Annotated in this window: 15 protein-coding genes; 4 read left to right on the forward strand and 11 right to left on the reverse strand. The window is 72.9% G+C overall.

Features of this window, described 5'->3' with window-relative positions:
• Nucleotides 1–255 precede the first annotated feature (255 nt).
• The 5 genes from ACFQ3T_RS27945 to ACFQ3T_RS27965 form a co-directional block, all read right to left on the reverse strand.
• On the reverse strand, nucleotides 256–798 hold the full coding sequence (locus tag ACFQ3T_RS27945; protein ID WP_380727556.1) for a shikimate kinase: 543 nt from the start codon (nucleotides 796–798) through the stop codon (nucleotides 256–258).
• Entirely contained in the window at nucleotides 795–1,994 is a 1,200-nt protein-coding gene (gene aroC, locus ACFQ3T_RS27950; protein WP_380727558.1) for a chorismate synthase, read from the reverse strand. The genes ACFQ3T_RS27945 and aroC overlap by 4 nt, the downstream gene beginning before the upstream one ends.
• A gap of 313 nt (nucleotides 1,995–2,307) precedes the next feature.
• Nucleotides 2,308–2,865, reverse strand: a complete 558-nt coding sequence (locus ACFQ3T_RS27955; RefSeq protein WP_380727560.1) for a prepilin peptidase — start codon at nucleotides 2,863–2,865, stop codon at nucleotides 2,308–2,310.
• 99 nt (nucleotides 2,866–2,964) lie between these two features.
• A complete protein-coding gene (locus tag ACFQ3T_RS27960) occupies nucleotides 2,965–3,417 on the reverse strand; it encodes a PTS sugar transporter subunit IIA (RefSeq protein WP_380727562.1) in 453 nt (150 codons plus the stop codon).
• A complete protein-coding gene (locus tag ACFQ3T_RS27965; RefSeq protein WP_380727564.1) occupies nucleotides 3,414–3,650 on the reverse strand; it encodes a glucose PTS transporter subunit EIIB in 237 nt (78 codons plus the stop codon). The genes ACFQ3T_RS27960 and ACFQ3T_RS27965 overlap by 4 nt, the downstream gene beginning before the upstream one ends.
• A gap of 236 nt (nucleotides 3,651–3,886) precedes the next feature.
• Between ACFQ3T_RS27965 and ACFQ3T_RS27970 the strand changes: the two genes are divergently transcribed.
• The 4 genes from ACFQ3T_RS27970 to ACFQ3T_RS27985 all read left to right on the forward strand — a co-directional run bounded on the left by ACFQ3T_RS27970 (nucleotide 3,887) and on the right by ACFQ3T_RS27985 (nucleotide 6,888).
• On the forward strand, nucleotides 3,887–4,588 hold the full coding sequence (locus ACFQ3T_RS27970; RefSeq protein ID WP_380727585.1) for a GntR family transcriptional regulator: 702 nt from the start codon (nucleotides 3,887–3,889) through the stop codon (nucleotides 4,586–4,588).
• Complete coding sequence (locus tag ACFQ3T_RS27975) at nucleotides 4,585–5,937, forward strand: PTS transporter subunit EIIC (protein WP_380727566.1); 1,353 nt, start codon at nucleotides 4,585–4,587, stop codon at nucleotides 5,935–5,937. The genes ACFQ3T_RS27970 and ACFQ3T_RS27975 overlap by 4 nt, the downstream gene beginning before the upstream one ends.
• A 30-nt stretch (nucleotides 5,938–5,967) precedes the next feature.
• Nucleotides 5,968–6,237, forward strand: a complete 270-nt coding sequence (locus ACFQ3T_RS27980; protein WP_380727568.1) for an HPr family phosphocarrier protein — start codon at nucleotides 5,968–5,970, stop codon at nucleotides 6,235–6,237.
• Between the two features lie 78 nt (nucleotides 6,238–6,315).
• Nucleotides 6,316–6,888 carry an AAA family ATPase gene (locus ACFQ3T_RS27985; RefSeq protein WP_380727570.1) on the forward strand — a complete coding sequence of 191 codons (573 nt, stop codon included), beginning with the start codon at nucleotides 6,316–6,318 and terminating at the stop codon, nucleotides 6,886–6,888.
• Nucleotides 6,889–7,025: 137 nt separating this feature from the next.
• On the opposite strand, the gene ACFQ3T_RS27990 is transcribed toward ACFQ3T_RS27985, so the two are convergent.
• The 6 genes from ACFQ3T_RS27990 to ACFQ3T_RS28015 form a co-directional block, all read right to left on the reverse strand.
• Nucleotides 7,026–7,865 carry a shikimate dehydrogenase gene (locus ACFQ3T_RS27990; protein WP_380727572.1) on the reverse strand — a complete coding sequence of 280 codons (840 nt, stop codon included), beginning with the start codon at nucleotides 7,863–7,865 and terminating at the stop codon, nucleotides 7,026–7,028.
• A 1-nt stretch (nucleotide 7,866) separates the two neighbouring features.
• Nucleotides 7,867–9,084: an endolytic transglycosylase MltG gene (gene mltG / locus ACFQ3T_RS27995; RefSeq protein WP_380727574.1), complete on the reverse strand. Its 1,218-nt coding sequence runs from the start codon at nucleotides 9,082–9,084 to the stop codon at nucleotides 7,867–7,869.
• Nucleotides 9,081–9,638 (reverse strand): Holliday junction resolvase RuvX, encoded by a 558-nt coding sequence (gene ruvX, locus ACFQ3T_RS28000; protein ID WP_380727576.1) that lies wholly within the window; start codon nucleotides 9,636–9,638, stop codon nucleotides 9,081–9,083. The genes mltG and ruvX overlap by 4 nt, the downstream gene beginning before the upstream one ends.
• Nucleotides 9,583–12,255 (reverse strand): alanine--tRNA ligase, encoded by a 2,673-nt coding sequence (gene alaS / locus ACFQ3T_RS28005; RefSeq protein ID WP_380727578.1) that lies wholly within the window; start codon nucleotides 12,253–12,255, stop codon nucleotides 9,583–9,585. The genes ruvX and alaS overlap by 56 nt, the downstream gene beginning before the upstream one ends.
• Nucleotides 12,256–12,331: 76 nt before the next feature.
• A complete protein-coding gene (locus ACFQ3T_RS28010; protein WP_380727580.1) occupies nucleotides 12,332–12,601 on the reverse strand; it encodes a hypothetical protein in 270 nt (89 codons plus the stop codon).
• Entirely contained in the window at nucleotides 12,598–12,993 is a 396-nt protein-coding gene (locus ACFQ3T_RS28015; RefSeq protein WP_380727582.1) for a DUF948 domain-containing protein, read from the reverse strand. Before ACFQ3T_RS28015 ends, ACFQ3T_RS28010 begins: the two co-directional genes overlap by 4 nt.
• Between the last annotated feature and the right edge of the window lie 397 nt (nucleotides 12,994–13,390).

Consider the following 13,390-nt stretch of genomic DNA (forward strand, 5'->3'; position numbering starts at 1 on the left):
CCTCACGGCGGCCGCGCACGCCCAACGCCGCCGCGCCCGTCTTCGGCGGGCTGTCCACCACGCCGAGCGGCAGCACCGCGTCCGGCCGGTCGCCGTGCAACCCCTGCACCGCGGCGCGGTGCGCGAGGACGCGGGCCGCCGTCAGTTCCACGGGGTCATCTTCGCCCGGTCGCCGCCGGTCCCGCTCGCCGTCACGTCCGCTCGCCCTCAGTCCTGCTCGCCCTCGGTCCCGCTCGCCGTCAGCCCAGCCCGCTGTCAGTCCTGCTCACCGTCAGTCCCGGTCGGCGGTGTCGTGCCCGCCGCGCGCAGCACGGCGTCGACCACCTGCTCGGGCTCCAGGTCGTCCGTGACGACCTCGATCGTCGCGACCTCGCGGTACAGCGGCAGGCGGGCGTCCAGCAGGGACTTGAACGTCGCGCGCGGGTTCACGCCCGCGAGCAGCGGTCGCGCGCTGGACATGCCGGTGCGCTTCACGCCCTCGGCCATGCCGACGTTGAGGAACACCACGGCGTGGCCGGCCAGGCGTTCGCGGGTCGTCGCGGACAGCACCGCGCCGCCGCCCAGCGCCAGCACGCCGTCGTGGGTCTTCAGGCCCTCGGCGACGGCTTCCTCCTCCAGCGCGCGGAACGCGGGCTCGCCGTCGTCGAGGAAGATGTCGGAGATCGGCTTGCCGGCGGTGGCGATGACGTCCTCGTCGGTGTCGCGGAACCCGACGCCGAGGCGTTCGGCGAGGAGCTTGCCGACCGTCGTCTTGCCCGCGCCGGGCGGGCCGAGGACGACGAACCGGGGGGCGGTCACAGGCCCTCCCAGCGGGCTTCGAGCGCCTCCAGGTACGCGGCGACGTTGCGCTTGGTCTCGGCGATCGAGTCGCCGCCGAACTTCTCCAGCGCCGTCTCGGCCAGCACCAGCGCCACCACCGACTCCAGCACCACGCCCGCGCGCGGCACCGCGCACACGTCCGAGCGCTGGTGGATCGCGACGGCGGGCTCGCCCGTGCGGACGTCCACAGTGGACAGTGCACGGGGGACGGTCGAGATGGGCTTCATGGCGACGCGGACGCGCAGCGGCTCACCGTTGGTGATGCCGCCCTCCAGTCCGCCGGCCCGGTTGGAGCGGCGCGTCACGCCCTTCGGCCCGGTGCCGCGGTCGATCTCGTCGTGCGCCTCGCTGCCCCACCGCTCGGCGGTGGTGAAGCCGTCGCCGATCTCCACGCCCTTCATCGCCTGCACGCCCATCAGCGCGCCGGCCAGGCGGGCGTCGAGCCGCCGGTCCCAGTGCACGTGCGAGCCGATGCCCGGCGGCAGGCCGTAGGCGATCACCTCGATGACGCCGCCGACCGTGTCACCGGCCTCCTTGACCGCCTCGACCTCGGCGACCATCGCCTCCGTGCCGCGCGCGTCGAAGGCGCGGACGGGGCTCGCGTCGACCGCGTCCAAGTCGCCCGGGCCGGGCACGGGCGCGTCGGCCGGGGTCTTGGCCTTGCCGATGGAGACGACGTGGCTGATCACGTCGACGTCGAAGACCTGCTTCAGGAAGTGGCGGGCGACCGTGCCGAGCGCGGTGCGGGCCGCCGTCTCGCGGGCACTGGCCCGTTCCAGCACGGGTCGGGCCTCGTCGAAGCCGAACTTCTGCATGCCCGGCAGGTCGGCGTGGCCGGGCCGGGGCCTGGTCAGCGCCTCGTTGCGGCCGGTGGGCTTCAGCAGGGACGGGTCGACCGGGTCGGCCGACATCACCGTCTGCCACTTGGGCCACTCGGTGTTGCCGATCCGGACCGCGATCGGGCCGCCCTGGGTGAGCCCGTGGCGGACGCCGCCCAGGATCTCCACCTCGTCGGCCTCGAAGCCCATGCGCGGGCTGCGCCCGAACCCGAGCCGTCGGCGCTCCAGTTGGGCGGTCAGGTCGGCGGTCGTGACCTCGACCCCGGCGACCATGCCTTCCAGCACGGCGACGAGGGCCGGTCCATGGGATTCCCCAGCGGTGATCCAGCGCAGCACGCGCCGAATCCTTCCACAGCGGCGGCGGGGCCGGAGGCGGAGGCCGACACCGGTGCCCGCCGTCCCGCCAGATGGACACCCGCCGAGCCCGGCAACGCGCCTACCAGCGAGGATGCCGAGAGGTCGACGCGGAGCACGACGGTCGACCAACCGCAGCCGCGGCGGTTCCCCCAACCGGTCGATCACCCCACCGCCACCTCGGCCCCGCTGAGCCGCTGCCGGTGCGCGGCCGGTCCGCCGACACCGGCGAGCGCCGGCCCTTCGCCAACCGATGGCAGGCCCGGCAAGGTCGCGACGTCGCGACGTCGCGACCTCACCCGGCTGACACGGCCACCAGCCACGTCGCCGCCAGCAGCCCCGGCCCGTGCGGGACGGTGGCGCCCGGCCACCGGAGGCCCAGGGCGAGGGTGATCACGCTCGCCAGCACCGCGCCCGCCGGCAAGGCGGCCCACGACACCGCGCCGAGCACGGCGCCCAGCGAACCGGCCAGCTTCACGTCCCCGCCGCCCATCGCCGCCGGCGAGAGCAGGCGCACCACCAGGTGGAAGCCGCCGAAGACCAGGCAGCCCGCCACCGCGCGCCAGAGGTCGGCTCCGCACAGCCAGAGCGTCACGGCGACCGCCGGGTAGGCGGGCAGGGTCAACGCGTCGGGCAACCGGCCGTGCCGGAGGTCGGTCACGACGAGCAGCACGCCCAGCCACGCCAGCAGCAGCGGCACGGGGAGCCAGTGCGGCGGGGCCAACGCCCAGGCCGCGAGCCACAGCACCGCGGTCGGCACGGCGCACCACAGCGGGCTGACGTTCGCGCCGCGCGGCAGGCGGCGGAGGAGGTGGGCGCCGAGGGCGCCGGCGACGAGTCCGGAGATGACCATGCACCCAGCGTCGGCGCGGGGACGATCCGGGAGCAACGAGGAGTGGGGGTGAATGGTCCATTCACCCGCACTCCTCCCCCGACGACGGGACCGGCGCGCTCAGCGCCGCCAGGAGAACAACGCGTCGCCCGCCGACACCGGACCGCCCGCCTCGTCCAGCAGGACCTCCGGCGCGGCGTCCAGCGCGATCACCGGGCAGATCGGCGCGAACCCCGCCGCCTCCACCTCGGACGGGTCCCACGTCACCACGGGCTGACCCGCGCGCACGGTCTCGCCCTTCACCACGTGCAGCGTGAAGCCCTCGCCCTTGCGCTTCACCGTGTCGATCCCGAGGTGGACGAGGACCGCGGCGCCGTCCTCGGTCGCCACCACGAACGCGTGCGGGTGCAGCGTCACGACCGTGCCGTCGACCGGCGACACGACCTCGGCGCTGACGCGATCCGGTTCGACCGCCACGCCCGGACCCACCATGGCCTGCGCGAACACCGGGTCCGGCACCTCGGTCAGCGGCACCACGCGACCGCTGACCGGGCTGGCCACGCGCAACGTCACAGCAGGTCCTCGATGTCGCTGGCGATGGTGTCGGCCTCCGGACCCACGATCACCTGCACGACGTTGCCCGCGCGCATCACGCCGTGCGCGCCCAGTCCCTTCAACGCCTTCTCGTCCACCAGCGAACCGTCCTCCAGCTCACAGCGCAGGCGCGTGATGCACGGCTCGATCTCCACGACGTTGTCCGCGCCACCGAGCGCGGCGAGGATGCGCTCCGCCTTGTCGTCCGCCACTTGAAGTCCTCTCTCGACACCTGGCCCCGAGGGTGCCACCGCTCGGGCACGGTCCCGTAACGGCGGTTGACACCCGGTTGGCGCGCGGAGCATCCTCCCCGTCACCAACTGGTCTAGACCGGAAAGTACCAATCGCCGTCGGCCGAAGCGAGTACCGGGGAGGTGTCGTGCACCGCGCGGAGATCGTCGACGGACCGAAGCCGAAGCACGCCCAGCTCCGCGACATCCTGCGGCGCATGGCCGAGCACGAGCTGCCTCCCGGCTCCCCGATCCCGTCCGAGCGCGACCTCGCCGAGCAGTACGGCGTGTCGCGCATCACGGTCCGCGCCGCGGTCGGCCAGCTCGTCACCGAAGGGCTCCTGACCAGGGCGAAGGGCCGCGGCACGTTCACCGCCCGGCGACGGATGGACGTCCAGCTGTACCTGGAGTCGTTCACCGACGACATGCGTCGGCGCGGGCTCGTCCCCGCGACCGAGGTGGTGGCCTGCGCGGAGCAGCCGGCTCCGCCCGAGGCGGCCGCCGCGCTCGACCTGCTGCCGCACGAGCAGGCGTACCGGCTGGTCCGCCTGCGCCGGGCCGACGGCGTGCCACTGGCCGTCGAGCGCGGCTGGTACAACCCCCGCGTCGTGCCCGACCTCGACCGGCACGACCTCACCACCTCGTTGTACAGCCTCATCGCCGACCGCTACGGGGTGCAGCTCGACCACGCGACGCAGACCGTGTGGGCCGAGGGCGCCGACCCCGAGACCGCGAAGCTGCTCGGCGTCCGGACCGGCAGCCCGCTGCTGGTCTTCCGCCGGGTCACCGGCTCGCGGGGCCGGCCCGTCGAGGACATGACGTCCTGGTACCGGGGCGATCTCTACCAGGTGACCATGCAATTGGACCGGACCGACCCGGAATCCGGCCCGAACCACTCCGCCAAGGGAGGTACCCCATGAGCGCCAGCGCCCCACAGGCGACCGGCGGTCGTGAGATCAAGGGACTGGCCGGTCTCCAGCGCTTCGGTCGCAGCCTCATGCTGCCGATCGCCGTGCTGCCCGCCGCCGCTCTCCTGCTGCGACTCGGCCAACCCGACATGCTCGGCAAGGACGGGCTCGGCTGGAACAAGGTCGCCGCGGTCATCGGCAACGCGGGCGACGCGCTGTTCGCCAACCTGCCGCTGCTGTTCGCGGTGGGCATCGCCGTCGGCTTCGCCCGTCGCGGCGACGGCTCGACGGCCTTGGCCGCCGTGGTCGGGTACGTGGTGCTGCAGGGCGTCTTCACGGCGATGTCGCCGCTGGTCCTCGACCAGCCGACCGACCCGGCCGCCAAGGCGGTGCTGATCGACTACAAGGTGCTCGGCGGCATCGTCGTCGGCCTGATCACCGCGGTGCTGTGGCAGCGGTACCACCGCATCAAGCTGCCCGCGTACCTGGCGTTCTTCGGCGGCCGGCGGTTCGTGCCGATCCTCGTCGCGGGCGTCATCGTGATCGTGGGCGTGCTGATGGGCCTGGTGTACCCGCTCTTCGCGGCGGGTCTGAAGAACGTCGGTGAGGCGATCACCGGCAGCACGATCGTCGGCGCCGGCCTCTACGGCGTGGTCAACCGGCTGCTGATCCCGCTGGGCCTGCACCACATCGTCAACAACGTGCTGTGGTTCCAGTTCGGCGAGTACGAGGGCAAGACCGGCGACATCCCGCGCTTCCTCGCGGGCGACCCGGAGGCGGGCACGTTCCAGACGGGCTTCTTCCCGATCTTCATGTTCGCCCTGCCGGCGGCGGCCCTGGCCATCGTGCACACGGCCCGCCCGGCGCAGAAGAAGATCGTCGGCGGCATCATGGGCTCGGCCGCGCTGACCGCGATCATCACGGGTGTGACCGAACCGCTGGAGTTCGCGTTCATGTTCGTGGCGTGGCCGCTGTACCTGATCCACGCGGTGCTCACCGGCACCTCGCTGGCCATCAGCAACGCGTTGGGCATCCACGACGGGTTCGGGTTCTCCGCCGGCGCCATCGACTACCTGCTCAACTTCAACATCGCGACCAAGCCGCTGCTGATCCTGGTGCTGGGCGTGATCTACGCGGCCATCTACTACTTCCTGTTCCGCTTCGTCATCACCAAGTGGAACCTGAAGACGCCGGGCCGCAACGACGACGAGGACCCGGAGGCCGACCAGAGCGCGGTCAACGCCGACGCGACCAGGGACGCCGACGCGACCAGGGACGCCGACGCGACCAGGGACGCCGACGCGACCGGGGACGGCGACGACAAGGGCAAGAAGGGCCGGCGGGACGCCACGGCGTCCTGACGGCGGAGTCGAAGGACGAGAGGACGGGTCATGCCTGAGCGACGGGTCACCGTGGCGAGCAAGGTCGGACTGCACGCACGCCCTGCCGCACTGCTGGCGAAGGCGGCGGCCGGGCAGCCGGTGAAGGTCACCATCCACAAGGACGGCGGCCGGCCGGTCGAGGCCGCGAGCGTGCTGGGCCTCATGACGCTCGGCGCGATGCACGGCGACGAGGTCGTGCTGACCGCCGACGGCGACGGCGCGGACGCCGCGCTGGAGGCGATCGCCCAGCTCATCGCCACCGACCTCGACGAGGGCTGATCCCCCTCGGCACGTCCCACCGGGCTCCGCTCGCACCCTCGGGGTGAGCGGGGCCCGGTGGCGTGTGACACTCCGGTGGTGGAGCTAGGACCGGCGGTGGTGGTGATCACGGGGGCGATGGCCGCCGGGAAGTCGACGGTGGCGCAACGCCTCGCCGAGCGGCTGCCGCGGGCCGTGCACGTGCGCGGCGACGTGTTCCGGCGGATGGTCGTGTCGGGGCGGGCCGACACGCTGCCCGACGCAGCCGACGAGGCCGAGGCGCAGTTGCGGCTGCGCTACCGGCTGTCCGCGATGGTGGCCGACGAGTACGCCGCGCACGGGTGGACCGCCGTGGTGCAGGACGTCATCCTCGGCGACCACCTCGCCGCCTACGTGGACGCCGTCCGCACCCGGCCCCGGTACGTCGTGGTGTTGGCGCCCTCGCCGGACGCGCTCCGGGCACGGGAGGAGCAGCGCCCCAAGACCGGCTACGGCGCGTGGACGGTCGAAGACCTCGACCGCGGCCTGCGCGAGGGCACGCCCCGCATCGGCCTGTGGCTGGACAGCAGCGACCAGACCCCGGACCAGACGGTGCGGGCCGTCCTGGACGGCCTCGACGCCGCGCGGGTCGACGACCCCGGCCCGACCCGGCCGGACCGCGCGACCGGCTGACTCGGCGACCGGCGACCTGCCGACTCGGCGGCCGGCTGACCGGCTGACCGGCGACCTGCGGATTCGCTGACCGGCTAACCGGCAGACCCGCTGACCGGGCGGCACCCGCTCTCCCCGCCGTACCGGACGGGCCGGGGCTAGATCGGCAGCGGCAGGAGGTTGTCGGTCGCCTCGCGGAGCGCCGCGCGCATCGCCTCGCGCGGCGCGGGCTGGGCGGTGAACTGCTCCGCCTGGCCGAACGCCTGGTGCAGCAGCATGTCGAGGCCGGTCGCGAGGGTGCGGCCCCGCTTCTCCACCGCCTGCGCCAACGGCGTCGGCCACGGGTGGTAGATGACGTCCAGCACGTTCGGCGCCTCGGCCAGCGCCGCCGCGATCGGCTCGGTCGCCGTCGGCGGCACGGTGCTGACCAGCACGTCCGCCTCCGCGGCGAGTGCGGCGAAGTCCGCCTCGTCCCACGCGACCAGGTCCAGCGCCAGGCCGAGTCGGGACGCGCAGGACTCCGCCTCCGCTGCCCGCGACACCGACCGGACCACCAGGGACACCGACCGGACGCCCACCGAGGCCAACGCCACCAGGGCCGCCGTGGCGGTGCCGCCCGCGCCCAGCAGCACGGCCCGCGTGCCGGACGTGAAGCCGCACGCGGCGCGCAGCGCGGCCAGCACCTCGTCCACGTCGGTGCAGTCGGCCCGCCACCCGTCCGCGACCGGCACCAGGGTGTTCGCCGCGCCGACCTGCACGGCGCGCGGCGTCGCGGACGACGCCACGGCCAGCGCGGCCCGCTTGTTCGGCATGGTCACCGACAGGCCGGCCCACGACGGGTCGAGGCCCGCGACCAGGTCCGCGACGCCGGACGCCTCGCACTCGATCCGCGTGTACGTCCAGCCCGACAGGCCCAGTGCCGCGAACGCGGCGTTGTGCAGCACGGGCGACAGGGAGTGGGCCACCGGCGAACCGATGACCGCCGCACGGCGCGTCACGTCAGAACACGCCGTCCTTGCGAGCCTGGTCGACCACGACCAGGTGCTCTTCGTAGGAGTTGGTGAAGCACGAGGTGCCGTCCTTCCGGCACTTCACGAAGTACAGCCACGGCCCCTCTTCGGGGTTGATCGCGGCCTCGACGGCTTCCTTGCCCGGCGAGCCGATCGGCGTCGGCGGCAGGCCCTTCACCTGGTAGGTGTTGTACGGGCCGGACGCCGCGCGGTCCTCGTCGTCGGTGGTGAGGAGCGGCCGGTCCAGCTTGTAGTTGACCGTCGAGTCGAACTGCAGGATCTGGCCCTGCGCCAGCCGGCTGTAGACCACCCGCGAGATCTTGCCGAAGTCGCTGGTGATGCCTTCCTTCTCGATCAGGGAGGCGATGACCAGGACCTCGTAGGGCCGGAAACCGGTCTTGGTCGACCCGCTCGGGACGCCGTAACCCTGCAACCGGTTCAACGACGTCGCGATCACGCTCTTCAGCAGCTCGACGGCGTCCGCGCCCGGCTTCAGGTGGTACAGGCCCGGCACGATGAGGCCTTCGAGCCGGTTCTCCTTCGGTGCGGCGGCCACGTCGGCCAGCGCCCAGTCGGGGATGCCGAGCGCCGCCGGGTCGGCGTTGTCCGCCGCCTCGCGCAGCTGCTGCGGCGTCACGCACTGCTGGGCGCCGTCCAGCTCGACGCACGAGGCCTCGGACAGCTGCGACAGGATGCCCTTGGTGACGCCGCCGTCCGGCGCGGTGATGTCGTGCAGCACGAAGCCGCCCTTGACCTCCAGCGGCACGACCTTCGCCGCCGGGTCCACCATCCGCGACACCGCGGCCGAGCCCGACATCTTCGTCTTCATCAGGTAGAAGCCGGGCTGGATCGACGTGACGCGGGAGTCGTTCGCGCCCGCCTCGGTGAACGCCCGCGCGCTCGCCACCACGCCCTGGTCGCGCAGCGTGTTCGCGATGGTGGTGACCAGGTCGCCGTCCTTGACCTCGACCACCACGTCCGACTCGCCCGCGCCCGCGAAGTCCTCGTACGAGCCGATGCCGCTCAGCGTCCGGTACCCGTAGTACGCGCCGACACCGCCGCCCGCGAGCACCAGCGCCACGACGACCCACAGGATCGTCCGCTTGCGCCTGCGCTTCGCCCGGCGTGCCGCGGCGTCGCTCTTGCCACGCGCCCGCTCGTCGTGCCGCGTGTCGGGATCGGTGAACAACCCGAGGTCGTCGTTCACGAGCCGTCCTTAGCTCCGGGGGCCCGTTCCTCGTCAGCGGAGCGGGCCACGTGTCGCGCCCGTGCGTCCAGCCAGGACTGCAGGATCTCGATCGCGGCAGCCTGGTCCACGACAGCACGTTGCTTCTTGCCTCGCACGCCGCGCTCGGAGAGCACCCGGCTCGCCGTGACGGTCGTCAGCCGCTCGTCGGTGAGCCGCACCGGCACCGGTGCGACGCGCTCGGCCAACGCCGCAGCGTACGCCGCTGCCTTCTCCGCCGCCGGCCCGTGCCTCCCGGCCAGCGTGCGCGGCAAGCCGACCACGACCTCGACCACGTCGTGCTCGGTGACGAGTCCGGCCAGTTCCGCGAGGTCCCGGCCGGTCTTCTCGTCACGGGCCAGGGTAACCAGCGGCGTGGCGAGGAACGCGCCGGGATCGCTCAACGCCACCCCGACGCGCACCGCGCCGACGTCGACGCCCAGCCTCCGGCCGAGGCCGGGGTCGTCGACGCCGGGGCGGTCAGCGCTGCTCAAGGGCGCGGTCCACCTCGGTGCGGAGGGCGGCGATGGCGTCATCGACACCGGCCGGGTTCGTGCCGCCACCCTGGGCGAGGTCCGGCTTGCCGCCGCCGCGACCGCCCACGGCCGGGGCGAAGGCGGGCACGAGCTTGCCGGCGGCCAGCCCGAGGTCGCGGGCGGCGGACGTGGTGGCCACCACGAAGCTGACCTTGTCGCCGTCCGGGGCGAACAGGCCGACCACGCCCGGCTTGTCGCCGAGCCGGTTGCGCACCTCGCCGGCGATCGTCCGCACGTCGGCGCCCGACGTGCCCTCCGGCAGCCGCAGGGCCACCAGGGACACGCCGCGCACGTCGAGGGCCTGCTCGGCCAGCGACCCGGCGTTGGCGACGAGCTGGGCGGCCTTGACCTTCTCCAGCTCCTTCTCGGCGGCGCGCAGCCGCTCCACCAGGGCCTCGACCCGGGCGGGCACCTCGGCGTCGGGCACCTTCAGCATGGCGGCGACGTTCTGCACCAGGGCCCGCTCCTGGGCCAGGTACTTGAAGGCCTCGATGCCGACGTAGGCCTCCAGGCGGCGCACGCCGGAGCCGACGGACGACTCGCCGATCACCGTGATGGGGCCGATCTGGGACGAGTGCTCGACGTGCGTGCCACCGCACAGCTCGCGCGACCACGGCCCGCCGATCTCGACCACGCGCACGGTCTCGTCGTACGTCTCGCCGAACAGGGCGACGGCGCCCATGTCCTGGGCGCCACCCATGTCGGTGTAGACCACGCGCACCGGCAGGTCCTTGCGGACGGCGAGGTTGGAGACCTCTTCGATCTCGCTGCGGGCCTCCTCCGAAAGACCACCCGTCCAGGCGAAGTCGAGGCGGAGGTAGCCGGGCTTGTTGTACGAGCCGCTCTGCAGGGCGGACGGGCCGAGCACCTGGCGCAGGGCGGCGTGCACGACGTGCGTGCCCGAGTGGCCTTGGCGGGCGCCGACGCGCCACTCCGGGTCGACGCGGGCCTCGACGTGCTCGCCCTCGGCGATCTCGCCGCTGACCACGCGGACCTGGTGCACCCACAGCTTGCGGGCCACCTTCTGGACGTCCACGACCTCCAGCTCGGCGCTGCCGGACACGATCACGCCGGCGTCGCTCTCCTGGCCGCCGGACTCGGCGTACAGGGGCGTGCGGTCGAGGACGACCTCGACGATGTCGCCCTCCTTGGCCGACCGCACCCGCTTGCCGTTGCTGACGATGCCGCGCAGGGTGGCCTCGCTGGCCAGCTCGGTGTAGCCGGTGAACTCGGTGGCCCCCAGCTCCAGCAGCTCCCGGTACACGGTCTGGTCGCCGTGGCCGGTCTTCTTGCCGGCGGCGTCGGCCTTGGCGCGGGCGCGCTGCTCGGCCATCAGCTTGCGGAAGCCGTCCTCGTCCACGGTGAGACCGGCCTCTGCGGCCATCTCCAGGGTGAGGTCGAGCGGGAAGCCGTACGTGTCGTGCAGCTGGAAGGCGCGGTCGCCGGGAAGGGTGGCGCGGCCGTCGGCCTTGACCTCGGCGGCGGCGGTCTCGAAGATCCGCGACCCGGCGTCGAGCGTGCGGAGGAACGTGTCCTCCTCGGCCTTCAGCACCTGCTCGATCCGGGCGAAGCCGGACACCAGCTCGGGGTACGAGGGGCCCATGGCGTCGCGCACGACCTCGGCGAACCGGACCAGCACCGGCTCGGTCACGCCCAGCAGGCGGGCCGAGCGGACGATGCGGCGCAGCAGGCGGCGCAGCACGTAACCGCGGGCCTCGTTGCCGGGGGTGACGCCGTCGCCGACCAGCAGCACGCCGCTGCGGGCGTGGTCGGCGATGACGCGGAAGCGCACGTCGTCGGTCTCGTTGACGCCGTACTTCCGCCCGGACAGCTCCTCGGCCTTGGTGATCACCGTGCGGACGAGGTCGGTCTCGTAGACGTTGTCGACGTCCTGGAGCAGCATGGCGACGCGCTCGACGCCCATGCCGGTGTCGATGTTCTTGTCCGGCAGCTCGCCGAGGATCGGGTAGTCCTTCTTGGCCCCGCCCTCGCCGCGGACGTTCTGCATGAAGACCAGGTTCCAGATCTCCAGGTACCGGTCCTCGTCGACGACCGGGCCGCCCTCCTCGCCGAAGGCCGGGCCGCGGTCGTAGTAGATCTCCGAGCACGGGCCGCACGGGCCGGGCACGCCCATCGACCAGTAGTTGTCCTCGACGTCGCGGCGCTGGATGCGCTCGGGCGGCAGCCCGGCGACCTTCTGCCACAGGCCGGCGGCCTCGTCGTCGTCCAGGTAGACGGTCACCCAGATGCGGTCCGGGTCGAGGCCGTAGCCGCCGTCGGCCTGCGACTTGGTGACCAGGTCCCAGGCCAGCCGGATGGCGTCTTCCTTGAAGTAGTCGCCGAACGAGAAGTTGCCGGCCATCTGGAAGAACGTGTTGTGCCGGGTGGTCTTGCCGACCTCGTCGATGTCCGGCGTGCGCACGCACTTCTGGATGCTCGTCATGCGCGGGGCGGGCGGCGGGGCCTCGCCGAGGAAGTACGGCTTGAACGGCACCATGCCGGCGTTGACGAACAGCAGGTTGGGGTCGTCCAGCAGGAGCGAGGCGCTGGGCACGTACTTGTGGCCGGCGTTCTCGAAGTGCTCGCGGAAGCGCTTGATGATCTCGTGGGTCTGCACGGGTCTCGTCCTTCGGGGGTGTGGAAGTCACCGTCGGCTGGGCCGACGACCGGGCACGGCGAGGCGAACGAACGACCTACCTGGCGTCGTTCGCCCTGCGCGCTCGCCGACCCGGCGTGAAGCCCGTCTGGCGTTCCACGGTCTCCTGCAACTCCTGTTCGCGCTCCGACATGCCGGCCCGCACCTCGGCGCCGAAGGAGCCGATGGCGCCGGCCAGCTCCCGCAGGCCCTGGCCCACGTTCTCGCCGATGCCCGCGGGCGTGGCGGCCTGCGCGGCCTGCCCCGCCTTGCGGGCGGCGGCCACCCCGGCGGCGATGCCGAGCCCGAACCAGAACAGGCGGCTCATCGCTTGCCCCTGCGCCGCGCGTGCCGGTTGGGGGCTTCCTTCGCCGCGCGCCGGGCGCGGACGGCCTTGCTGACGCCGTACGACAGCGCGGCGGCCTTGACCAGCGGGCCGCCGAGCGTGGCGGTGAACAGCGAGGTGAGCGCGGAGACGTTGCCGGTGACCGCGCGGGCGTTGGCGGTGATCCCGTCGACCCGCTCCAGCTGCGTGTTCACGTGCGTGATCGTCGTGTTCGCGCCGCTGAAGATCGGGTCGCTGTTCTGGTGCGCCTTGCGGATGGCGATCGTGGCCTCGTCCAGCGTGCGGCCCAGCTTGATCAACGGGATCGCCAGCAACAGCACAAGCAGCACGAACGCGCCGGCGGCGACCAGCGCGGCGATCTGCCCTGGCGACACGGATCCTCCTGGTGGACTGGCTCGGCCTGGGTGGTGGCCAAGGTTACCGCGACCGCCCCGGCGGGTCCGAACGAGATCGCCGGTGGCGGCGCGGGCGGGGTGTGCCAAGGGTTGGGACGACGGCCGAAGACCCCCCGAATGGCGTCGATTCGGATCACGGTCGCGGCGGCTAGCGTGGATCGCGAGTGATCGTCACAGAGGGCTTGACAGGGACCACGCGGAGTAGATGAGGATAGGCTAAGCTAAGTCGATCGTCGGAGGTGCCGTGTTCGCCCCCAGTTCCTCCGATCTCGCCGCTTCCCCGTCACGGCCGATCCCGCCCGGCGCGCCGGGCGCCGTGCTGGCCGCGGCACGGCGGGCGCTCGGCGACGTGCCGGAGCACGGGATCGGCGCCGCG

It is taken from the genome of Saccharothrix hoggarensis, assembly GCF_042678885.1.
GTDB lineage: Bacteria > Actinomycetota > Actinomycetes > Mycobacteriales > Pseudonocardiaceae > Actinosynnema > Actinosynnema hoggarensis.